This window comes from Gemmatimonadaceae bacterium, assembly GCA_035606695.1.
Lineage (GTDB): Bacteria > Gemmatimonadota > Gemmatimonadetes > Gemmatimonadales > Gemmatimonadaceae > JAQBQB01.
Window position 1 is genome coordinate 62685 of record DATNEW010000014.1, and the last position, 23143, is coordinate 85827.

16 protein-coding genes are annotated in these 23143 nt (G+C 65.8%); 2 read left to right on the plus strand and 14 right to left on the minus strand.

Annotation, left to right across the window (positions count from 1 at the left end):
* Window positions 1-29: 29 nt before the first annotated feature.
* The 5 genes from VN706_04885 to VN706_04905 form a co-directional block, all read right to left on the minus strand.
* Complete coding sequence (locus VN706_04885) at window positions 30-1973, minus strand: alpha/beta fold hydrolase (protein ID HXT14940.1); 1944 nt, start codon at window positions 1971-1973, stop codon at window positions 30-32.
* 108 nt (window positions 1974-2081) lie between these two features.
* On the minus strand, window positions 2082-3083 hold the full coding sequence (locus tag VN706_04890) for a DUF11 domain-containing protein (GenBank protein HXT14941.1): 1002 nt from the start codon (window positions 3081-3083) through the stop codon (window positions 2082-2084).
* 319 nt (window positions 3084-3402) lie between these two features.
* Complete coding sequence (locus VN706_04895) at window positions 3403-6168, minus strand: ABC transporter permease (GenBank protein ID HXT14942.1); 2766 nt, start codon at window positions 6166-6168, stop codon at window positions 3403-3405.
* Window positions 6169-6201: 33 nt separating this feature from the next.
* Window positions 6202-6528, minus strand: coding sequence for a helix-turn-helix transcriptional regulator (locus VN706_04900; protein ID HXT14943.1), 327 nt, complete (start codon window positions 6526-6528; stop codon window positions 6202-6204).
* 310 nt (window positions 6529-6838) lie between these two features.
* Window positions 6839-6976 (minus strand): hypothetical protein, encoded by a 138-nt coding sequence (locus VN706_04905; GenBank protein ID HXT14944.1) that lies wholly within the window; start codon window positions 6974-6976, stop codon window positions 6839-6841.
* Between the two features lie 248 nt (window positions 6977-7224).
* Between VN706_04905 and VN706_04910 the strand changes: the two genes are divergently transcribed.
* Entirely contained in the window at window positions 7225-9648 is a 2424-nt protein-coding gene (locus VN706_04910) for an ABC transporter permease (GenBank protein HXT14945.1), read from the plus strand.
* A gap of 92 nt (window positions 9649-9740) precedes the next feature.
* Here the strand turns inward: VN706_04910 and VN706_04915 are convergent, their stop codons facing one another.
* Window positions 9741-12380, minus strand: a complete 2640-nt coding sequence (locus VN706_04915; GenBank protein ID HXT14946.1) for an ADOP family duplicated permease — start codon at window positions 12378-12380, stop codon at window positions 9741-9743.
* Complete coding sequence (locus VN706_04920; GenBank protein HXT14947.1) at window positions 12377-12727, minus strand: PadR family transcriptional regulator; 351 nt, start codon at window positions 12725-12727, stop codon at window positions 12377-12379. The genes VN706_04915 and VN706_04920 overlap by 4 nt, the downstream gene beginning before the upstream one ends.
* A gap of 253 nt (window positions 12728-12980) precedes the next feature.
* Between VN706_04920 and VN706_04925 the strand changes: the two genes are divergently transcribed.
* Window positions 12981-14306, plus strand: coding sequence for a hypothetical protein (locus tag VN706_04925; GenBank protein HXT14948.1), 1326 nt, complete (start codon window positions 12981-12983; stop codon window positions 14304-14306).
* 9 nt (window positions 14307-14315) lie between these two features.
* Here VN706_04925 and VN706_04930 read toward each other — a convergent pair whose 3' ends face one another.
* The 7 genes from VN706_04930 to VN706_04960 all read right to left on the minus strand — a co-directional run bounded on the left by VN706_04930 (window position 14316) and on the right by VN706_04960 (window position 23107).
* Window positions 14316-15458 (minus strand): hypothetical protein, encoded by a 1143-nt coding sequence (locus tag VN706_04930; protein HXT14949.1) that lies wholly within the window; start codon window positions 15456-15458, stop codon window positions 14316-14318.
* Between the two features lie 64 nt (window positions 15459-15522).
* The gene (locus tag VN706_04935; protein ID HXT14950.1) at window positions 15523-16110 is read right to left on the minus strand and encodes a hypothetical protein; all 588 of its coding nucleotides are present in this window, start codon (window positions 16108-16110) and stop codon (window positions 15523-15525) included.
* A gap of 49 nt (window positions 16111-16159) precedes the next feature.
* A complete protein-coding gene (locus VN706_04940) occupies window positions 16160-16963 on the minus strand; it encodes a hypothetical protein (protein ID HXT14951.1) in 804 nt (267 codons plus the stop codon).
* Window positions 16964-17099: 136 nt separating this feature from the next.
* Complete coding sequence (locus VN706_04945) at window positions 17100-17474, minus strand: winged helix-turn-helix transcriptional regulator (protein ID HXT14952.1); 375 nt, start codon at window positions 17472-17474, stop codon at window positions 17100-17102.
* Window positions 17475-17628: 154 nt separating this feature from the next.
* A complete protein-coding gene (locus tag VN706_04950) occupies window positions 17629-20301 on the minus strand; it encodes an ABC transporter permease (GenBank protein HXT14953.1) in 2673 nt (890 codons plus the stop codon).
* 15 nt (window positions 20302-20316) lie between these two features.
* Entirely contained in the window at window positions 20317-20658 is a 342-nt protein-coding gene (locus tag VN706_04955) for a PadR family transcriptional regulator (protein ID HXT14954.1), read from the minus strand.
* Between the two features lie 91 nt (window positions 20659-20749).
* Window positions 20750-23107 carry a PQQ-binding-like beta-propeller repeat protein gene (locus VN706_04960; GenBank protein ID HXT14955.1) on the minus strand — a complete coding sequence of 786 codons (2358 nt, stop codon included), beginning with the start codon at window positions 23105-23107 and terminating at the stop codon, window positions 20750-20752.
* Between the last annotated feature and the right edge of the window lie 36 nt (window positions 23108-23143).

Genomic DNA, 23143 nt, shown 5'->3' on the forward strand with positions numbered 1-23143 from the left:
GCCGAGTCAACGACGGCAGTGACCTCGATCTATCGGCCGGAGGCCGCCGATCGCTTCAGAAAGATGAGATGGGCCAGCGCGCGCGTATTCAGCGAATCCGCCGCGACGGCTTGCCGATACCAAATATCAGCGCGCGTACCATCGTTCATGCGTTCGTTTGCCCACCCAACGCTGACCATGGCATCAGACGATCGTGGAAGCAGCCGGGCCAACGCGTGCAACCAGAGAAATCCATCGCGCGTGCGTCCATCATCCAAGAGCGCGAGGCCGACGTCCCGCAGTGCCGGCTCACCGGCGGCGACGCGCACGGAGTCGCGCGCGTACGCGGCGCGAAGGCTCGCCACCGCCGAGTCGATACCGATGCTGTCGATGCGCGCGACGATCGCTCTGGTGCCCGCGCTCCGGCTTCGCTCATTGGGCGCCCAGAGGTGAATCTCCAAGGCGATGGCGACGCTGTCCCCCATCGTCGCGCTGCGCAGACGGTCGAACCAGGGGTTGTGCGCGTCGCTTCCAAGAATACCGAAATCGCGCCGAGCGACGGTCGTCATCCCGGAGATCACACGGACGATTCCACCATGAGGGTCCGCCGTCGGATCGACGACTGACCGGCAGTGGAGTTGGACGGAGCGAGAGTGGCCGTGCATCGCGAGCTGGCCGAACACGTCGAATCCGCCGACGGTGCGCTTCGCCGAGTCCGAGAGAAACCTCATCGTCGGGAAGCGCTGTACGTCGAAGAAGTCCGACGTGCGGAGGTGGTCGTCACGATGCGATGAGCCGGTGTTCACGCTTGCCGTCTGGATGACGGCCGCAATCCCGGCGGTGCGAATGTCGGTATCGGGTGAGTCAAGCAACACGACGGAGCCGCGGACGTCGTCGAAGCGGCCGCGGACACGCGTGTAGGCGAACGGTATCGCAAACTCGACGGTCGAATGTCCCGCATCGATCCGATACTCGCGAGGCGGTACACTGGGCGCGCTCTGCGACGCCGTGCCGGTTCCGAGGTGGCGCGAGCGGACGGGCCACTCGCCGCGCAAGAATGAATCGACCGCTCTGAAGAACTCGTTCGGATGTTCAGCATATGGAATGTGTCCGGCATCCTGAATCGTGAGCAGTCTGCCATCCGCGACACTCGTGGCCCATTCTTTCGACGCCGCCTCAGGGAGCGCGTCGGCGCTGCCGTGGATGACCAGAGTCGGGGCATCAACTGTCGCCAACCGCGATCGCCAATCGTAATCGCCGAGCGATGCGATCGTGATCGCAGCCCTGCGCAGCATGGTTCGCGTGACGTCGGGCGCTTCGTCACACGGATCCCCGGCGAGCTGGTCGCCCGCGTCGGCATGTGCGCTCGTCGCTCGAAAATAGATATGGAGAAATCTCCGGCACACGGCGACGGGATCTGACGCGGTCTCGAGCGAACGCTGGGCCTCGCCATATTCCGCTCGATCTTGCGCGGAAAGCCGCGACACGAAGCGCCGATGATACATGCTGTCGAACGGTTGCCGGCGCGGCCAGAGACTGTTCGCGATGACGAGGCGCTTGACGTGGTTGGGATAGCGCATGGCGTACAGACCGGCGAGTGCGCCGCCCCACGAATGACCGATGATGGTCAACCGGTCAATGCGCAACGCCCGGCGGATCGCTTCGAGATCGGCGACGTGTTGATCCGCGCTCAGCATTGAATCGCTCGGAGCCGGCGTCGATTGACCGCCTCCCCGCTGATCGTAAAAGATCAGTGTTCGGCCGACGGCGAGGGGTGCGAAGTTCTCATACAGGCCGTGCATGTCGGCCCCAGGGCCTCCGTGCAGCACGAGAACCGTGTCGCGGCCCGAGCCGAGCGTTCGATAATACAGACGAGCGTGGTCCGCGAGCACGAAGAAACCGTCCGTGCTGTCAGCGCCGCGATGCACGACTGCGCTTGAATCGAGCATCACGAAACCACACGCGATCGTACAGACTGCACCAAGCTTGTTCACCGCGTCCTCCGGCTCGGGCCAAACTCACTAGAGGACTAATGGTCGCCGAAGGCCAAACCTTACACGGCTTGATGTACGCTTGTCGTAATGCCGTGCCACATGTGCAGCCTACGGAGTCACTCCGACGATGAACGCCGCCATGCGTCCGAGGCCATTGCCCGGCACGAGGAATATCGGACCGCCAGGTGATCCCTGCGCGACGGGAGATGAAAGAAACAGGTTCGCGGTGAGATCCCACTGCGCCGCCCCCTCGCCGGCCGCGCCAAACCCGAAGAGCCAATACCGTTGTCCCGCCACCAGCACGGGCGCACCAATCGGGGACACGGAGACAACGGTGTAGGTACCGTCGTTGAGTGCGGGTATTGTTCCGAACGCCTCAGCGCTGATGAGCGCGCCAGGGTGACCCGGGTTGTTGGGATTGTCGGCGTAGATCCAGAACCCTGCCCGGCCCGGTATTCCGCTGCCGTGCATCGCGACGGCGAGTCCGCTGAACGTTCCTGTCGCCGCAGAGACGAACGCGAATGCCAGCCCTTGGGCGCCGCCGGCGATCGTGTAACCTCCACTCGTGAAATCCGCCGGCAACGACGAGAAGGCGGTCAGCTGCACGGGCACAGGTTTGACGCCGCCCAAATTTGGCGTTTGCACCTTCGTCAAGATGTTGACGGTGTTGTTCGTCGTCTTTGGATCGGCGACGAGCGACGTCACCGTCGCCGTGTTCGTGTCGGTGACCGGAACCATGGGGGTGGTCGCCAAGAAGACAAGCATCGATTGGGCGCCGCTCGGGATCGTTCCCAAGTCGCAGGTGACCGTCTGATCGGTTTGCGGGCACGCGATGACGGTGCCATTGAGTTGCGCCTGGGCAAAGAGCATCCCCGGCGGCAGGACGTCGACGAGCGTTGTTCCTTCGGCGCTCGAGGGCCCCGAGTTCTTCACTTGAAAGCTGTACGCGAACGTCGTACCGACGTTGGGCGAACCAAACGGAATCGATCCGGAGAGTTGAAGGTCGGCGCCGGTCGGCGCAACGCCGCCTGACGCCAACGCTCGCTGACCAGCCGACAGCACGCCTGGCGCCGCGACGTCCTGCTGCGCACACGCAACGAACGACAGCATTATGAAACTGGCAAGAACGATCTGGCGAGGACGCGGCATTCGGCGGCTCCGGAACGCGATGAAAGTTGTACCGTCTCGGCATCAAGCAGCGCAGGGACGGCGAAGTTCCGAGTTCGCGAGGAGACCGCGCACTAAGACTTTCAACCGCGAGAGTTACGCACCGCGTGGTGCGTACGTCGAGAATCTTAGGGGAAATTTCTTCACCGAGTGGTCGTCCCCGTATGGTCTACCCCGAACGCAGACCTGCGGAAGACGCATCGGCGCGCGGCGATCGTCGGAGTCCCGAGACGCGAACGCCAGGCTCACCCTGACTGCGCCGTCACGCCTCGTGCGTGAGTGCAACCACCGGCGAAACTCGCGTGGCGCGCACCGCGGGAATAAGCGTTGCGCCAACCGCACAGGCGACGATAGCGAGAACGGCGGCGCCGAGCGACACGGGATCCGTCGCGGGGACGCGCAGCTGGGCGCGCAGCGCTCGCGCCGCAAGGAGCGCGAGCGGCACGCCGACCACCACACCGGTTCCGGCCAAACGCAGGCCGTCGCCAAGCACCAATCGGAGGACAGTTGTCCGATCGGCGCCGAGCGCGCCGCGCAATCCGATCTCCGCCGTTCGACGCGCGACCGCATATGACATCACACCGTACAGCCCGACGATCGCGAGGAGCAGCGCGGCGCCGCCGAACACGGTTGCGAGCGTGGCGACGAGGCGCTGCTGACGAATCGTACCGCGCATGGCGAGCGTTAGCGGCGTCACATCGCTTTGCGGCAGTGCGCGATCGAGAGCGGCGATCGTTCGCCGAATTTCGGAGACGAGGCCCGCGGGATCGCCCGCCGTGCGAATCTCGAGCGCCAGAAGGGGATTGCTCGACCCGTCGATCTGCTGCACGTAGGGAGCGTAGGCGCGGCGCTCAACCGGCGCCGTGAGCGAATGGTCCCGAATGTCGGCGATCACGCCGACGATCGTCGTCGGCACTTTCGGGTCGAAGTAGATCGCGCGTCCAACAGGATCTTTGCCGCCGAAGTAGAACCGCGCCGCCGACTCGTTCAGGACCGCGACGCTCGGCGACTTCGCGTCGTCGTGCACGTCGATATCGCGCCCGCGCAGCAAGCGGCCACCGACCGCGCGCACGTATCCGGGGCCGACGAGATCGTAGTTGATGCTGCTGTCCTCGGCCGTCCTGCCGCTGAAGCCCGGAACGGCGACGACGGCGGATCCGTCGTTGCCGATGTACAATCCGTTCTGCGAGTAGGTCACCGCGCGAACGCCGGGAACCGTCGAAACACGGTCGCTGACCTCGCGGGCGAATGCGATGAACTGCTCGGCGTTCATCGCCCGCCGACTGACGTTCACCTGCGCCAGCACGAGATGATCGCGATCCAACCCTGGATCCGTCGCCTCTACACTCGCCAGGCTGCGCACGAGCAGCGCCGCGGCGGTGAGCAGAACGACACAGAGCATTACCTGCGCGGGCACGAGCAGCGCACCGACGGGGACTCGACCGACGCGGCCGGCGCCCACCACCGCGCGACCACCGCCGCGGAGCGACGAGATCAGATCGATGCGCGACACACGCAGCGCCGGTAGCAAACCGAAGCCCAGCACCGCGATGATCGAAATGCCGAGCGCGAACCCGAGCACCGCGCCATCGGTACCGCTGGCGATCGCCGCCGGCGAGTCACTCGTGGCGGCGGCCCGCACGAGCGCCGCGCTTCCCCAGCGGGCGAACACGATTCCCGCCGCTGCTCCGAGCAGCGCGAGAAGCGCGCTTTCGGTCGTGAGCTGGCGAATGACCCGCGCGCGCCCGGCTCCGAGCGCCAGACGAACGCTCATCTCCGTGCGACGGCCGAGTGCCCGCGCACCGAGCAGGTTTGCGAGATTGGTGCAGACGATCAGGAGCAACAGCGCCGCCCCGAATTGCAGCGCGAGCAGCGCGGACCGAAAGGTCACGCGCGCCGCTGAAAATCCCTGCGCCCCGGAGGTGACGAGAATCGGCGCGTGCGTGGCGCGTGCCACTTCGATTGCTGACTTGGCGTTCGCCACCAACGATGCGCGGATCAGCGTAGTGAACCCGGCATCCGCCTGCGCGAGCGTGACGCCTCGCGCACGCCTGCCGAGGAGCAATAGCCACGACGTGCCGCGGTCCGCAATGGGCGCGGTGTGGGGTTGGAGGATCGGTTGCATCGATATCGGCAGCCAGATCTCCGTGGGCCGCTCGACGACGTCGCCGGCAAATCCTTGCCGTGCGACGCCGACGATGGTCACCGTCGCCCCATCGACCGCCAACGATCGGCCGACGATGTCCGGCGCCTGGCCGAAGCGGCGGCGCCAGTAGGAATCGCTAATCACCGCGACCGGCGACGATCCAGCCGCGCCATCTTCGTCGGAATCGAACACGCGCCCACGTTCGGCGGGCACGCCAAGCACCGTGAAGTAGTTGCCGGAGATGAATCGGCCGTTCGGGTGCTCATCGCTCGTACCGCTGCTACTGCTGCTACCGCTGCCGTCGCCGAACCGTACGTCGAGCCGACCAGCGGTACCCGATGCGGCAAGTCCGCTCACGAAGCGATGGTCGCGCGCCAGGTCGAGGTACAGCGGCAGCGATAACAGATCGCCGCGCGGCGCGCCGGACGTGTGTCCGTCGATGGCGGTGGTCTTGCCGATCGCCACGAGCTCATTGGGCCTTGGAACAGGCAGCGGGCGAAGCAGCACCGAATTGACGACGGCGAAGATCGCGCTGTTCGCGCCCACACCGATGGCCAGCGTCAGCACGGCGATGGTCGTGACTCCTGGCGCCCGCGCCAATTGCCGCGCACCGAACCGCAGATCCTGCGCGATGCTGTCGAGCCGATCACGCCAATTCATCCGTCGCTCCCGGCGCACCGCCGACTGATGCAGCCGGCGACGCGCCTCGCTTAAGGTTGATCCGCCGAGCCGCGAAAGGGCCTCGCCACGTGCGTCGTGTTCAGTGCGTCCGCGAGCGATCAGATCGGCGACGCGCGCGTCGAGAAACGCCGCGAGCTCTTCGTCCGCGTCGTCGCGCGCGGTGCGCGCGGTACGCACGGCCAGGCGGAATAGACGCCGCACCCCTGGCCGGATTGTCGGATCGCGCACTCGCCGCTAGCTCCGCGCCGAGCGCGCCGCCAGCACCGCGGTGAGCGCACTCGTGTACTCGGTGAGGCGTTTGGTCTCGGCGCGCAGATGCGCGCGGCCTGCCTCAGTGAGCTGGTAGTAGCGCGCGCGCCGGCCGTTCTCGGTTACTCCCCAGTCGGCGGAGACGAGTCGCCGCGTCTCGAGGCGGTGAAGCGCCTGCATGAGCGCCGCGTCTTCGATCGTGAAGTGAGCGGAACGCTCCTCGAGCCACCGCGCGATCTCGAACGCGTGCATCGGCGCCCAGGAGAGCGTCTTGAGGACGAGGGGATCGAGGGTTCCTTTGAGGATCGGCATGCGTGAGGGTAGAGTCTTGCCCAAGACTCTACCCTCACGCGCCGGATTGCGCAAGTCGTATGCAGCGCGTTGCGCAACCAGCGCGCGGTTGGTCCGCCGGCGGCCACGCCCCTGCGCGAGGATTCGCCGCTTCGCCGTCCGCATTAGAATACTCCTACGACAAGATCCTGGCTGAACAGGCGCTCGTTTCGCGCGGCGAATTGCCGGCAACGATCCTTCGCCTGCCGAAGGTATACGGCGCCCGGGACAACGCGAACCTCGCCACGATCTAAGCCCACCGTCATGCCCCGCGATGGAAATGGACGCATGGTCACGTGGAGAACGTCGCGCACGCGATCACGCTCGCGATGCTCGACAACCGCGCCGGCGGGCTCACCGACAACGTCGGCGAGGCGACCACGCCGACGATGGCGGAGCTGCTCGCGGTCCTGCCGGCCAAGCCCACCATTCCGCACCTCGCGGTGCGTAGCGCGGGTGTTACACGCCGCCGAAACTCCAGACGTGAGCGGAGCACGATGATGCAGCGTTCGCCGCGACACCGGACTCAGTCGCCATCCCGTTGTTCGCCACGGCGAAGCCGGAATGCGCGTTCGGCGTTTGTTCCGTTGACTGAAACAATTCCGGAACCGTTGCCGGATGAAGAGTGTTGGCGGGCGGCGAGTTTGCCCACTCGTGACGACTCAGACTCGAGGCACAATGTTCAACTCCGTTCGCGAAGACGTGCGTCACGCTTGGCGCCAGTTTGCCGCAAGCCGCGCCTTTACCGTCACGACGATCGTGACTCTCGCGCTGGGCATAGGCGCGACGACGACGATGTTCGGGATCGAGCGCACGCTCTCCGAGGTGCACTTCGACGTCGCGAACCCGGCGACTCTCGTGCACGTCGGCCAAGCCGCCGATGGCGACTGTGCCGCCTGCGGGGAGTTGGCCACCGGCAACGTTGCGAGCGTGCAGCGATCGGCGCACACGCTCGCCGGCTTCGCCTTCGTCACCCGGTGGCGGGCCGTCCTGCGCGGCAATGAGCGCGGCGAGCTGCTCACGGGCGCTCGCGTCAGCTCCGGTTTCTTCAACATCCTCGGCGTACGCCCGATGCTCGGCCGCGTCTTTACGCCGACCGACAGCGCCGAAGGGCATGCCAACGTCGTCATGCTCGCCGAGTCGTTCTGGCGCGGACGGCTCGGCGGTGACAACACGGTCGTCGGCCGCACGCTCGTGATCGACGGGGTGCCGCGCGTCGTCGTCGGCATCGTCCCGAAGGGCGCGGTGCTGCCCGAGGGAACCGAGGTGTGGGCCCCGCTGGTCGTCGATCAGACTGCCGCCGCGAATCGCAGCTCCGGCGATGGCGACGCGTTCGCGCGGCTCGCCGCAGGGGCGACGCTCGACGCCGCGCGCGCGGACATCCATATCATCGGCGCGCGGATCGTTTCGCAGTATCCGGCCGATTTGCGCGGCGTATCGTTCGACGCGCAAAGCTTTGCCGATTGGGAGACGCCGTCGTGGGCGGATGATCTTCCGTTGTTCGTGGTTGCGTACATGGTGCTCGGCGCGGCGTGTCTCAATCTGGCGGGGCTGTTGCTCGCGCGTCTCACCGCGCGCCAGAAGGAGATCGCCATTCGCGCCGCGCTGGGTGCGAACCGGCTGCGGCTGGTGTGGCAACTGCTCACGGAGACGATGCTGCTCACGATCGTCGGCGGCGTTGCCGGCGCCGGCGTCGCGGCAATCGGGATACGTGTTGTGAGAGATCTCATGCCCGCGTTCGTGACGCAGGCGGTTCCGCGCTGGCACGATCTCCATCTCGACGGGCGGGCACTCGCTCTCGCTCTGGTCACGAGCGCGTTCACCGGCGTGGCGATTGGCCTGTTGCCGGCTCTGCGGTTCACTCGCGGCGGGCTGGTCGAGGATTTGAAGTTGGATTCGAGAAGCGCGTCAGCCGGGGGAAAGGTGTCGCGCATCCGTCGCGGGCTCGTCGTCGCCGAGATCGCGCTCGCGGTCGTCTTGTTGGGATGCGCGGGCCTGCTCGCGCGGAGCGTCGCCAATCAGCGCGCCGCGCACGATGGGTTCCGTTCGGACAACGCGCTCACGTTTCGCGTGACCGCTCCGCCGTCGGCCGCCGGGCGGCCCAGCGCCGACTCGCTCTATTGGGCGCGCCTCACCGAACGATTCGGCGCGCTGCCGAACGTCGTCGCCGTCTCGTCGGCGCTCGGCCTGCCGTACACGGCCGCCGCGCCGACAGAGGCGTTCGAGGTCGCGGGCCGACCGGCCCAGTTGCGTCGTCACGAAAGCACGGCACGCATCGTCGTCGCCGGCGACCATTACTTCTCCACGCTCGGCATTTCGATCCACGGCGGCCGGCCGTTCGATGCGAGCGACCGTGCCAATGCGCCGCGCGTCGCGATCGTCGACGAGCGCGTGGCGCGCATCGAGTTCGGCGCCGCCAATCCGATCGGGCAGACGCTCGTCATCGACAAGACACCCTGGCGCATCGTGGGCGTCGCCGCGGAAACGCGTCCGAACGCACGGCGGCCGCTCGGAGTGACGGCCGTGGGAGAGATTTATCTGCCACTCGCGCAGCGACCGACGAACGCGTTGCAGTTCGTCGTTCGCGCGCACGCGGACCCTCTGCAAGTGGCGCGGGGTGCGATGGCAACGGTACACGACTTCGATCGCGACGTCGCCGTGACCGACATCGAGACCTTCGCGACGCTGGTCGAGAACGCGACGGCGCCGTACCGCGTGTTGACGGGGGCGATGATCGGCTTCGCCGCGGTAGCGGCCGCGATCGCGCTCATCGGACTTTACGCCATCGTGAGCTTCCTCGTCGCGCAGCGCATGAGAGAATTCGGAATTCGGCGAGCGCTGGGCGCCGAGACCGCGGGGTTGTTCCGACTCGTATTTGGCGAAAGCGCGCTGCTCGCGGCCATCGGTGTGGCCATGGGCGTGCTGGGGGCGCTCGGGGCGGGAAGAGTGATGCGAATGGCCTTAGTGGATGTCTCGGCCGCGGATCCGGTGACGCTCGCCGCGATCGTTGGCACGATGATGCTCGTGTCGGTGGTGGCTGCATTCGGGCCGGCGAGGCGGGCGGCGAAAGCGGATCCGATGATCGCTCTGCGAACTGAGTAGCGTCGTGAGGGTTCCTGTTGCCGGATGCGATGATGGCCGCGACCTCGCCTCGACGCCGTCGATAGATCATGCGGTGCGTGGACCCGATCACCTCAGGTTCGTAGTGCCTGCATGACGTCGGCGGCCGCCGCGCGCCGCGCCGGTACGAGTGCGGCGAGCAATGCCGCGCTGACCAGTACACCGAACACGACGCCATAGGTGATCGGATCGATAGGTGGAACACCCCAGATCATGCGCTCCAGCGCGCGGCTCCCAGCGATCGCGATGCCGACGCCGGCCAACGCTCCAGCGGCGCCGACCGCGCCGGCCTCCTGGAGCACCATGATCGTCAGACGACCGGCGGGTGCTCCAAGGGCCGCGCGCAGCCCCATCTCGCGCCGCCGCCGCGCGACCGAACGACTCGTGACGCCGTAGACACCGATCAGCGCGAAGAGCGCGGCCACGCTCGAGAAAATGCTCATGAGCCTCATGCGAAAGCGGTCGTCGGCAAGCGTCTCGGCCATCCTCTCGCGCAACGGCACTGCCGAGCCGATGACGATGTCCGGATCGAGCTTCGAAAGTCGCTCTCGAAGAATCGGGACGAGCGTCGCCGCGGACGCGTTCGTGCGCAGCAGAAAGTTGCTGGGGAAATTGCCGTCCGGACGCGCGGGTACATAGAACTTGAACTTGTCGTCGTCCCCGCGAAGATTCTGCTCGCGCGTCTCGCCGATCACGCCGACGACTCGATACGTGGCGCCCCAGAGTCCGACGGCGCGGCTGATCCATCGGCCGTCCGGCCAGAAGTGGCGCGCGAACGCGTCGCTCACGATCATCACGCGCCCGGCATCCATGCGTTCGTCCTGTGGCGAGAACAGCCGGCCTTGCAGCACACGAACGTGCAGAATGGAGAAGTAGCTCGCGCTCACGAAATGGCGGGCCACGTCGACGACTTCTCCGGGCGCCGGACGATAGCCTTCCGGTTCGACGGTATTCGTGGCGCGGCCGCCGAAGAACGGCATGATCGTCGTGGTCGCGACATCGGCGACGCCGGGGATCGTGCGCAACCCATCGGTGAGCCGGCCGATATACGCACCGGCGAGCGCGGCACTCGAGTCGGCGGGGACGCCGCGCCGATAGAATCGGTCAAAGGGCAGATCCAAGCGGAGCGCGAACGCGTCGCTTGGATCGAACCCCGGGTTGACGCGTTGGAGCTCACCCATCGTTCGCGTCAACATTCCCGCGGCCACGAGCAGCACCGTCGCCAATGCGAGCTCGCCGACGACAATCGCGCGCTGGAGGCGGCCGGTTCGCACCGTCGTCGCACCGGCGCGAAGCGACTCGCCGGCGTCGACGCGTGAAAGTGAGAATGCCGGTACGCACCCGGCGAGGACTCCCGTCGCGAGCGCCAAGAGCGCCGCCAACGCGAACGAGTGGAGATCGACCGCCGCGTGTTGAATCCGCGGCACCCCAGCACGCGTCGTCGCAACGAGGACGCGGATCGATGCGGCCGCGACGGCGAGTCCGGCCACCGCGCCGGCGGCGCTCAACGTGATGCTTTCCGCGAGCAACTGGCCGACGATGCGCCGCTTGTTCGCGCCCAGCGCCTGCCGCACGGCAAGCTCACGCGCGCGATCGGCGCCGCTGCCCAAGAGGAGCAGCGCCACACTGGCGCACGCGGCAAGGAGCAATACCCCCGCCGCCGTCATCAGGACCCAGAGCGGACCGCGAACCGCGCTCGTCGCCTCGCTCACCGGGGACACGATGTACGCCGTATGCACGGGATGCTTCGCATCGACAGCGTCAACACCACGAAGGATGCGCGTCATCTCGTCCGCCGCATGCGCGACCGTCTCACCGTCGCGTAGGCGCGCGATGGCCTTCAGCGAATGATTGCCCAGCTCGGGCCCGTGAAGGTCCAGCGGCAGCCACAGATCGCCGCCGACGCCAATGAGCTCGAAGTCTTTCGGCAACACCCCGATCACGCGCAACGCATGATCGTCGACGCGGAGACTGCGTCCGATTGCGGCGCTATCGCCGCCGAGGTGAGATTGCCAGAACGCGTGGGTGACGACGGCGACGGAGTCGTCCTCGTTCTTGCTCGGCAGGCGACCAATGGCCGGTCGCGCACGCAACGTGGTCCAAAATCCGTCGGAGACGCCGACGATCGGCACGCTCTCCGATCCTGTTCCGAGAAGCAGGCGCGCCGAGGTTTGAAAGTACGCCCCGGCCGCTTGGAAGCTGTGTTGTTGCGCCATCCATGCGCGAACTTCCGGTGGGCTGAACCGGCCGTGTTGCCACGCACTGCTGAGCGAGGGGTTGTTGCGCCAATCGACGATGGTGGGGTTGACCATGACGATCTGCTCGGGGTGATCGAACGGCAGTGGCTCGAGCAGCACCGAATCGATCACGCTGTACATCGACGTGCTTGCGCCGACGCCGACCGCGAGCGTGAGCACCGCGAGTGTGCTGACGGCCCGATGGCGACGCATTGCGCGCAGGGCGAAGCGCACGTCGTGCGAGACGTGATCGAGGGTGAAACGGGCGGTGAGGCCAGCGCGCAGGAGGCCCGCGATCTCATGCGAGAGCTCGACGCACCAGCCGAGCATCGAACGGGTGGACGCCATGCGCTCCTCGAACGTGGTTTGCAAGTCATCACCCATTCGCTCGTCGAGCCATTCGGGGAGGACAAGGTACCGGGCGATACCGTACAAGCGTGACGCGATGCGCTCACCCGTCGGCCGCGGCGCGCTCACCGCGACTCTCCGAGCAAGTCGAGGGAGCGCGCATGCCGAACGAGGCGCGACAAGCGCTGCGATTCCTCGCGGGCAGCCTGGCGGCCGGCGGCGGTGAGCTTGTAGTAGCCACGGCGCTCGTCTTCGTTGGGCGGCGCGGTCGTCTTCACGATCAAATCATCATCTTCGAGCCGCGCCATCGCGAGATACAACGAACCGGAGCTTGGGTTCGAGGCGTCGTCCGTCAGCTCGCGGATCCGCTTGATGATCGCCCATCCGTGCGCCGGTCGCTCGGCGAGTGCGAGCAGGACGTAATACGACAGCGTCGCGAGCGGTGCGTGGCGTGGTGTGGCGCGCTCCTTGGTCATTCGTATCTCCGTCTGCAGCAAATAGATTTACGGCACACCTACTAGGTTTACTGAAGACCTAATGTCGTGTCAAGGGACGCGCGGGTACGCCGTCGCCGGATAGGCAGGACGCATCGACACGCGACGCACGCACCGCGAGGTGTGTCGGCGTCGGGTCGCCATCGCTCTCAGTACAGAGTCTCTATTGACAGTCTGGATAGAGAGCGTATTTTCTCGAGTCGTCAAGGTGAACCGTCTCGAGGTAGGGTCGCGCATGATCGTCTCTCGCTATTGGCTCGGCATTGCCGCGATACTCGCCCATGCCGCTCGCGGCCGGGCGCAACGGCTCGACACCGTCACCGCGCTCGCCGGGCTGGCGGATGCCGAACACGCCTGTCGGGTGGATGCCGGCACGCTTTGGGGGCGTTCCCTGTGTGGGCCAATCGCGCTCGCCGATCGACAAACGAGAATCGTCGTCGCGAACGACACCGTTCCGCGTCGTCACTATCTCCCGTATGGCTCGGCGTTCGTCACGACGCTGCCGGACGGGCAGTTTGTCGCAAACACGGCGTTCAAGTGGGGCGACAGGACGTGGACGATGGTTGCGCTTCCGTTGCCGAGCGACCATTACGATCGCGTCCGGCTCGTCATGCACGAGGTCTTTCATCGCGAACAGTCCGCGCTCGGCCTGAACGCCACGGACGCGCTCAACAACCATCTCGATTTTCGCGAGGGTCGGACCTGGTTACGGCTCGAGTACCGCGCGCTGGCCGCCGCGCTTTCTGACGCCGACACGGCGACCATGCGGCGAGACGCCGAAGGCGCGCTGCTCTTCCGGTTCGCGCGGCGCGCCAAGTATCCCGGCGCAGACAGCACGGAGGCGCTGCTCGAGATGCAGGAGGGACTTCCGGAATACACGGGACACGTGCTGGCCATGCGGGAGCTCGGCGTAGGGCGCGGGCGTGTGGCGCAACACGTTCTCAATTTCGAGCGCACGACTCCGTCGTTCGTCCGCGGCTTTGCGTACGGGACAGGACCGGCGCTCGGTCTTCTGCTCGATGAATTCGCGCCGGACTGGAGAACCCGAGTGGCTCGCGAGCGCGATCTGACAGCCATGCTGGCTCAGGCCATCCATTTTCGCCCGCCGCGCGACATCATCACCGAGGCACGACGGCGGGCGCCGATGTACGGATTCGCCGATATCGACCGCGCTGAAGCGGCGCGCGATTCAACCCGGGCGCCAATGATGCGCGACTTCACCGACCGGTTCGTGAACGGACGGGTGATCACCTTGCATCAGACTCGCGACTCGCTGCGGTGGGGATACGATCCGAACAGCCTCATCGCATTCGACCGCCAGCGGGTCGTATATCCGTTCGGAAATTTCGGAGCGCCGTGGGGCTCGCTCGACGTATCCGAAAACGGCGTGCTCGTCGCGAATGATTTTTCGTCGATCGTCGTGTCCTTGCCGCCGAATATTGCTCTGGCGCCGGACGCCCGTCGCATCGAGGGCAGCGGATGGGTGCTCAATGTCAACCCGGGATGGGTCATTGTTGCCGACCCGAAAAGGCCGGGCAGTTTCGTTGTCGCCAGACAATGACATGGCGTTTTAGGGGACGGGTCGCCGGGGCGGTGCCAGCACGCTCTCGGCGGGTCCCGCGGCCCACCACGTTTGCCAGCGCGCGACATTCTCGCTGTTCGCGTCCGCGGTTTCGGGCACCGGCGGGTGCTTGACCATCTTCGAGAGCGTACCGAACGCGTAGGCCCGATACCGGCGTCCCTCCTCGTCGCGTTGCGCACCTGTCATGCCGGGCATGAAACCGTTCAGGTCGAGCGACGCGATCACCGCGCCGACGCTGTTCAAGCCGCCGATATACTCCAGCGCCGCCAGCGCGCCGATGTATTGCGAGGTGCGCAGCGTCGCCACGATTCGGCGAAACTCGCGCTCATCGCCGCGCTGCGCGAGGATCGTCCGCGCTTCTTCACCCGGCAGATACGGTTGCTCGAATGACTCGAGATCCGTATGCGCGAGCTCACGGAACAGATTCGCCAGCGAGCCGCTCGTGTCTCGCGCATTCAAGCCCAGCAGCGCATCGGGAAACCCCCACTCGGCGAGCCGTGCGAGGCAACGATCATACGGATTATTCGCCACGCGCGACTCGATTCGAGGAGCGCGGCCATGTGCCGCGTCGCTCGCGAGCCACGTTTGCCATTCTCGAATGACGGACGCCAGCGGTTGGCGAACAGGCTGCGAGGTTGGCCCATCCGGAAACTGCCGCTCGAGCGCGCGTAACCCATCGTAAATCGGATCTTCGCTCGCGTCGCCGAAGTCGACGATCCTCGAGGGGTCGTCTTGCTTGTCACTCATGTAGTTGATCAGCGCAGCCGTCGACGCTCGTGTGTTCGCGCGCGCGAGCGCAGCGATGTACAGGGTCGGCAGGCGAGTCGTTTCGAGTCCACGAATCACGGGTGCGAGAGCACTGTCCTCTCCGAGCCGCGCCAGGCACGCCGCGGCTTCGGCACGGACGCCAGCGGGGCGAGCCGCGTTCCCTTCGAGCTCACGCAGCGTCGTTCGCAGCGCTTCGCCGCCGATCGCGCACGCACGGTAGAGCTGATCCCACGCGACGAGCCTTTCATCGTCGCCGCCAAGAATAGCCTGCAGCTCGGGCAGATTCACCGCTTCGCCGCACCGCTGTGACGACGCCACGGTCGCCGGAACGAGCATGAGGGCGGCGACTATCGTTGATCGCATGGGAAGAGGGACTCTCGATGGGGCAGGACGCATCGTTGTAGGTGGTGCACGAGGGCACGGTCCCTCAAGGCAGCACGGGGTAGATGAGGCTCGCGTGAAAACGCAAACCCGCGCCGACAATCAACAAGACGGCGACGCCGGCCAGGAACCCGAGCGCTCGGTAGTCGCGCCAGGCGGATTGGGTCCGATCACTGCCGACGACAAGGCGACCCAGTGAGCGCGTCAGCCAAATATTCGATGCGACGAGAAGGAGCGCGATAGGAATGCTCGCCCCACCCTTGAATATCTTCGCGAACGCAGCGACGGAGTTCTCCGTGACCGCAAGAACGCCGCCCACGCTACTCCCGGCGCCGCCGGAGTACAACAGTACCATTGAGAGAAGTAGAAAGAGCGGCGATGTCATCAGCACGAACCCCACGACGGTGACCCCCAATGTGAATCCGCATGCAAATCCAGCTCGCCGAGGGGCGATCGTGTTCGCGGCGTAAGCGAACCCCGCGTACGGCCCGGCGGCAAGCGTAATGAGCAACCCGAGGACGACATAGTCACTCGGGGGTGTGTAGTGGTATTCGTGGTGGCCAGCGTCATACACCATCCTCGCCGCGAGGATGGCGGCGAGGATGGAAACGTTCCGGATCGTCGTTCGGCTCATCGGTGCAGGTTGGGGTCGGAAGAGTTCACCGTTGTCCGGCGATCAGGCTTCAGGGGTTCAGCACTCCTGGCTTGTACGGCGAGCGGACACGCGGCAGTGCCGGAATAGCGAACTCCGGCGCTTCGAAATCCCGCGTCCGGACGTCGGAGACCGACCAGGTCTCGTGCGTCGTGCGGATTCCGTACTGCGCGCCACCATCATATAGGCGTTCATAGGTGCATTTCACGGGTGTGCGCGCGCTGACGGCCCAGATTGCGCTCTCCAGCCGGTTCCGCGGAACGATCTTGCTAATGCCGAAGAAGTGCGCGGCGTGGTCGACGGCGTCGCGCAGCGTTGCGGGCAGCTCGACGTACCAGCAATCCGCTTGCTCCCGTTGGCGAACGTTCCATTCGAGGTAGGCGAGCGAATAGCGGCGATGCTCGGCGCGCCGGCCGAGCAGCGAGTCCGTGTTCGAGACGACAACATCGTGGAGCTCGATCTCGCGATATTGATCGGTATGTTCGGGAGGCCACGCCAACGCGCCCATGGCACCGCCGTAGGCGTCGATCGATCCTTCCAGCACGTGCTCCTTCGCGGGCACGTATGCGATCCGCGTCTTGCCGTCGACGATCGAATATGCCGGCGTTGGGTCGGGCACGCTGTCGCCGGAGAACTGAATTCGCGTCAGGCCGGGAATGGCGCGAATCCACATTCGATAGCCGGGGCGCGTCGCCGAGACGGCGGCACTCGAGTCGTTCGTGAATACGAACGCGTAGCCGTGGCCGGACGCGACCGGGGCCTGCGCGGCCGCCTGATGGGCGGCACTCGTGGAGGCGAGGATGCCGAAACCGAGGCGCGCGATGAAGCTTGCCATGCGACCTCACGGGGGTGTGTGGTGGTGGGAGCACCGGTGTCGTCCGTCGGAATACCCGTGCTTGGCTACCCGGAGTATATACGGCGATAGCGCGCGATACCACGCGAAACTTTGTGTCTGATGGGTATTGTCTCCTTTACTCCGCTCCTGGGTATGCCGCCGCGTCAGCCGCGGAGCCCTCATCCCATTGGCGCAGGGCCGCAATGATCGGACTGAGTGCCGCGCCGCGCGAGGTCAGATGGTATCGGACATGGTCCTCGGTCGCGGCGACGCGCGCGACGACGCCGTGTGCTTCGAGCAGGCGAAGGTGTTGGGTGAGAACTTTGTGCTTGACGCCGGGCAACGCGCGCTGGAGCTCGCCAAAGCGGGCGTCCTCATGTCGAAGCGCGTCAACGATCGCGATCGTCCAACGCTTCGCCAACAGACGGACGGCGAGCGCCGGCTCGGCGCCCACGTCCATGCGCGCGAGGGCGTCGTCCTGTGGCGCGGCGGAATCGTGCGAGCAAATCACAGACTAGACCAGACGGTACCCGTGTGAACTACGGGTAATATTCTACGGTGTACCATGGGCACGCAACCAGGCAACCGTTCCCAGCGGAGGTTTATGGTGCTTTCGCCGTGAACCTATCCCCCGAAGTCAATGCTCCGGCAGGAAACGGAACGGCTCACGGCGCACGTAACGCGGCCGCGGGCTCGGCCCCGGCCGCGTGGCGAGCGGGAACGATGATCGCCGCGAACGCGGCGACACCCGTCAATCCAATCGCCAACGCGTACGCCGGCACGTCGTGCGGCCCAACGCGAAAGAGCAGCGGCGCGAGGCGCGGCGTCAGTACGAACGCCAACGAGAGCCCGAACAGGATCGCCCCGAACGCCAGCGAACCTCCCTGCCGCAGGATCAGTGTCATGATCTCGTTGGGTGACGCGCCCATGGCGGCACGAATCGACCACTCGAAACGACGCTGCACGACAGAGTACTCGACGACGGCGTAGATGCCGACGAGCGCGATCGTTAGCGCGAGCAATGCCAACGGCACCAACAGGCGTGCGCCGAGTGCCCATTCCTCCCGCCTGCGGTCGCGCAGCGTACTGACGGGGCGCACGAACGGAACGCCAGTAGCGGGGGCGCCATGACGCAGAACCGCGCCGATCGAATCCGACGCGAGCCGCACACTGCCATCGACGCGAGCCAATAGCGCGATCTGCTCGACGCCACGCACACCGATCGCCCAGTGCCATTGCCGCAGCGGCATGTAAACGCGCGGAATGCCTGCGCCCGACATCGGCCCATCTTTGATGTCGGAGATCACGCCCACGATTTCCACCGGCCCGGCGCCATCGGGAAGTTGCAACACCGCCCCAAGGGGGCTGGACTTCCCCCAGACGCTCGTCGCGAGTTGCTCGTTCACGATCGCGACGCCGCGGCCTCCGATCGTATCGGCGGCCGTGAAAAAGCGTCCGGCGGCGAGCCGCGCGCCGATCGTCGTGAGGTACGCCGTATCGACGCCGGTCATTGGTGCTCCGAAACCGACAGCCGTCTTGGACCCTGCGGCATGGTCGACGTGAAAGGTGCCGCCTTGGGAATCGCCGTAGGGTAGTGACGTCGCAATGCTGACTGCCCGAACAACTGGTATTCGGCCTACGCGACGGGCGGCGTCCGACCAGTAGCCGATGATTTGCGACGCTGCCATGGAGTCGGGCAGGTCAGCCTGCGCAGCGACCAGACGGTCGGCGTCGAATCCGAGCACCACGCGCTCAACCGCGCGCACGCTGCGAACAAAAAGCGTGGCGGCGATCGCGAGTACGAGCGCAAAGCCCAATTGGAGTACGACGAAGAAGCTTCGTCTGCGACCCGGCGAATGCATTGCGGGCGTATTGTCTCGGGCCATGTCGCGCACGGATGTCGAAAGCGCGATGGCGATCGGCGGGACGGTCGTCGCGGCGGCCGCGATGATCGCCATTAGAGCGATGGCGATCAGGACGCTTCGTGACGGGGCGAACGACTCGGCGATTTGCGGTAGAAGGAAATGGTAGATCAACCATTCGGTCAGGCGCGCGACCGCGAATGCCGCACCGAGTACCGGTATGAGCAGACATGCGCTCTCGGCTGCTCTCTGCTGCAACAGACGGCGGCGCGTAATACCGAGCGCGAGCCGGACGGCGACGTCGGAGCGAGCGCTCGCCTCGCGCGCCGAAAGCAATGCCGCCACGTTTCCGCACGCGATGAGCAACACCATGGCCGAAACGATCCAGACCAACAACGAGGTGTTGGCCACCGCACGGTAGTCATCGTCCTGTTGCGGAACGATGGACGCGAGCGTGACTCGCGTTTGGCTCGCGCCGAGCGCCGCGCGATATGCCGCCGTGAGCTCGCGTTCGGCTGTGTGCCGCGGAATGGTGCTTCGCAGGCGCACGAGGGCGCGCACGCTGACGAAATCCGGAAGCTCGTAATCCGTACGCGTGAACTCCAGCTGGAGGGCGTTCTCGAGAGGGATCCACACGTCAACTCGGGTGACTTCCGCACCGACGAAATTCGGCGGGGCAACGCCGGCGATCGTGAATTCATCCTGGCCGATGCGTACACGGCTTCCGATCGCGACGTCGTGCGCACGCCAAAATGCGGCGCTGACGATCGCGGCATGTACGGTGGCCGACGTGGAATCGTCAGCCGGTGTAAGCAGCCGCCCGCGCATGGCTTGCGCGCCGAGAAGATCGAACAACGAGCTAGTGGCGCCCGCGTATCGCAGCGTACCGCTCTTTCCGTCGAGCACGTATGTGCGTTCTCGTGCCGGCGTATACGCGCCAGCCATCGCGACTGCCTGAGCCGATCGCAGCGCACGATAGCCCGCTAGCGATAGGAACGGCGAGCTGTGGCTGGCGGGTCCGATCGTTGTGCCGACGAGCAGCCGGGCGACGTACTCCGCCGCCGGTGGGCTGGATGGCGCGTCGAGGAGCAACCGTTCGGCAATTTGCAGCGTGCCGGCATTCGCGCCAATCGCGAGCGCGAGCATGCAGATGACGACGCTCGTCAGCCGTGCGTCCGAACGTAGCCGGCGCAGCGCAAATCGAATGTCCTGGGAGAGACCGCCGAGCCAGTCACGGCGCCGCACTTGCCGTTCGCGCCGGCGCGCCGACGGTTGCAGCCGGCTGAGGATGTCTTCATTGGGTTCAAACCGTGCGCGAGCGCGCCGTTCCGCCTCATCGCGGGGTAACCCGTCTGACTCGAACTTCGCGATGCACAGATCGAGGTGGGCGGTCAGCTCGTCCTGAAGCTCACGGTCGATTTCGGCAGCGCGATCGGGAGGGATGCGGAACACGCGGCGGCGCGAGCGCGGAAGCATTCCGACCGACTCTCCTCACACTGCCTTGGATCGCGACGTGACGATCGAAGTGACGGACGCGCTGTATTGCAGCCAATTGGCCGTCGTCTCACGCAGATAGGCCCGGCCTTCGGGCGTCAGCTTGTAATAGCGGGCGTTTCTATTGTTGTCCGTGACCGCCCATTCGGCTTCGACGAAGCCGCGTCCCTCGAGGCGGTGGAGCACCTGGTACATGGCGCTGTCATCGAGCCCAAGGGCTCCGCTCGACCGTTGCTCGAGCCAAGTCGCGATGCCAAAGCCGTGCATCGGCCCCCAGCTCAATGCCTTGAGCACCAGCATGTCGACGGTGCCCTTCATCAGCGGCAGTTGTTCAGCCATCCTCTTCACCGTAGGTGATTCGGGGAAGGGTATGCGGTTACCATCGGCTCCGCAATGCGCGGGCTGGTCGTGGCCGTGCGATAAGGGGTCATCAACGTCTTGGGCTCGGCTTCTCCGGTGCATGCAGCGCGAACAAGGTCCCGTTGTCGGCCAGCACGTAAACGCTGCCGTCGGCGTCGGCTGCGAGCTTTGAGAAACGATCGCCAGTCTTTCCCAGATCGGTTGTCGCGAATTCACCGCCGTTCTCATCTATCCAGGCAACGCGCCCGTCGGACACCAAACAGGCGACATATGATCGAACGGCGACCGGATTGACGTAGACTTCCGCCGGATTGCCCGGAACGCGCCATCGGATCGACATATCGGGCGCGATCACCCGAACTGGTTCGTGATCCCGATCGTCGAGCACCGTTCCGTCATCGCGAATGGCTGACGTCGAGACGAGGACTTCACGTTCGCGCTGTGGCCCAGACTCCTCGGGGAAGCGCATGAGTCGGCGGTCGCCGGACGGCCACAGGACGGCGCGGAATCCGCTATCTCCGCATGCGGAGAGCACCGGTCCCTGTCTCCTGGCGGAATCGCTCGCGCACGGGCGGAGAGAGTTGATAGGTGCGGAGGCATCTCTCATCCCGTTGACCGACAGATGTTCCAGTTGATCGGCGCGATGCAGGTACATGCCGCCGTCATCGGCTGCCGCGACGCCGAACGCGTAGTCCCTGAACGGATGCGTCCAGCGGATTTCTCCACGCGCGGAGACCGCGGTCACGACGGTGTCCGACACGACGAAAATCATCTTCCCGGACCATAGTGGTGGGAATCGAGGCTGGCGGCCCAACGTCACACGCCACGTGTCTACGCCGCCTGGTGCGAGCGCGTGCAGCACGCCCGACGAGTCGACGATGAGGATTGTTTTTCCGGGCCCTCGTGACGCGCCGGCGTTTACCGTAATGAGGTCGGGGCGCGCCCATAGCCGGCGGCCGTGCACGTCATACGCGAAGGTACCAACGGTCGTCGTTACGACGACTGAATGGTCCACAGTCACGAGTGGCGGGAGCGGATACGATATGAGTACGCGTTCCGCGCGCGGCGCGACCAGCCGCGCTTGCCACGACGGATCCGACTTCACAAGAGTCGCGACCGCCGGACGCGCGAGTTGTGCCGCAGGACGGTAGTCGACCGTCACCGAAACTCCCGGCGCGCACGGCACACCTGACGTGACATCGCAGGCGTGGACGAGAGGGTCGGAGCGAGTGGCTGGACGATCGTGCGACGTGGCATGGATCTCACCACTCCAGGTGAGCAAGTAACTCGCGATCCCGCTGCGCCCGTAGTCCGCCGGCCGCGCGGACACGTCTATGCTGTCGACGTGCCCCCTTCCATCGAGCCACGCATGAGATTCAAAACGGTACGTCTCATCGATGCTCGAACCGCGATCATTCATGGAGATCAGCAACTCGGCGATCGTCGTATCCCCGTCGCCGAGCCATTTCGCAAATTGGAGCTCGGAGCACGCTGATCGGTTGGGACTCAGGTCCCACAACGACGCCGGAACGTGGCGCGGCTCGAGTGTACTCGCGCGCTCGAGGCAACCGCGGAGCACGCGAAGGTTGTTCGCGGGGCCAATGGCGTAGTCGGATGGGCGCGCGTCACGGTGGGCGTAGCTCGCGGTAAACAACACCCCGGAGACATCGGAGAAGTAGCTACGATATGTCCGAAGGGGAGCCGTTCTGTCACGAATGAGCAGGCGCGGTTGCACGCCGCCGTGAAAGCCGAGCGCAAAGCCAGCGCTGTCGGCGCCCGCGAGGCCAGGCGTCACGCACGCACTGTCACCTCTGGCGAGATCTCCAAGCTCGTGGGGATAATGGCCGGCGTGGCGGGCGGCGTATACCTCAGCACAGCTCATCACCACGCGCGCGGAGCGAATGGCGGCGGCGGCGGGCGCAGGGCTCGGATGCCAGTTGACGTAGATGCTGCCAAAGGCCGGCGACAGGCCCACGAACAGCACCGCCGGCGAAAGACCAACGCCGCGGTACCATGACCCGTCATCCTCTGCCGTCGTTTCGTCTCGCAGGAGCGCGCGAATCAACCATCCCCGAGAAACGGTGATGCACAGCAGGAAGTGCGGTTGTTGGAGTACTCGAAAGAGCTCGAAGCACGCTTCAGCCGCGTGTGCCGGACTCCGAAGAATGGTCGGTAGGAATGGGATGGCGACCAGCACCGGGAGCGCCACGAGCAATACAATGCTTGCACCGAATGAGAGGCCGCGGACGAGTGCGCGCGCACGCTTGCCATTTGCCGTCACGAGCGCCAGATCCGATACCGCCAGTGCGGCCGCGAGAGCGACGTACGTGCGCCAGATGTAGGTCGACCACCAGTGTTCGCCCATGAGGCTCGAGAGCCATAGGGCGTATCCGCCTAAACCGATCACGGTTGCGAGGAGGACGATCATTACAGCTTCGAGCGACGCAGAGTCCTGTCTTGCTCT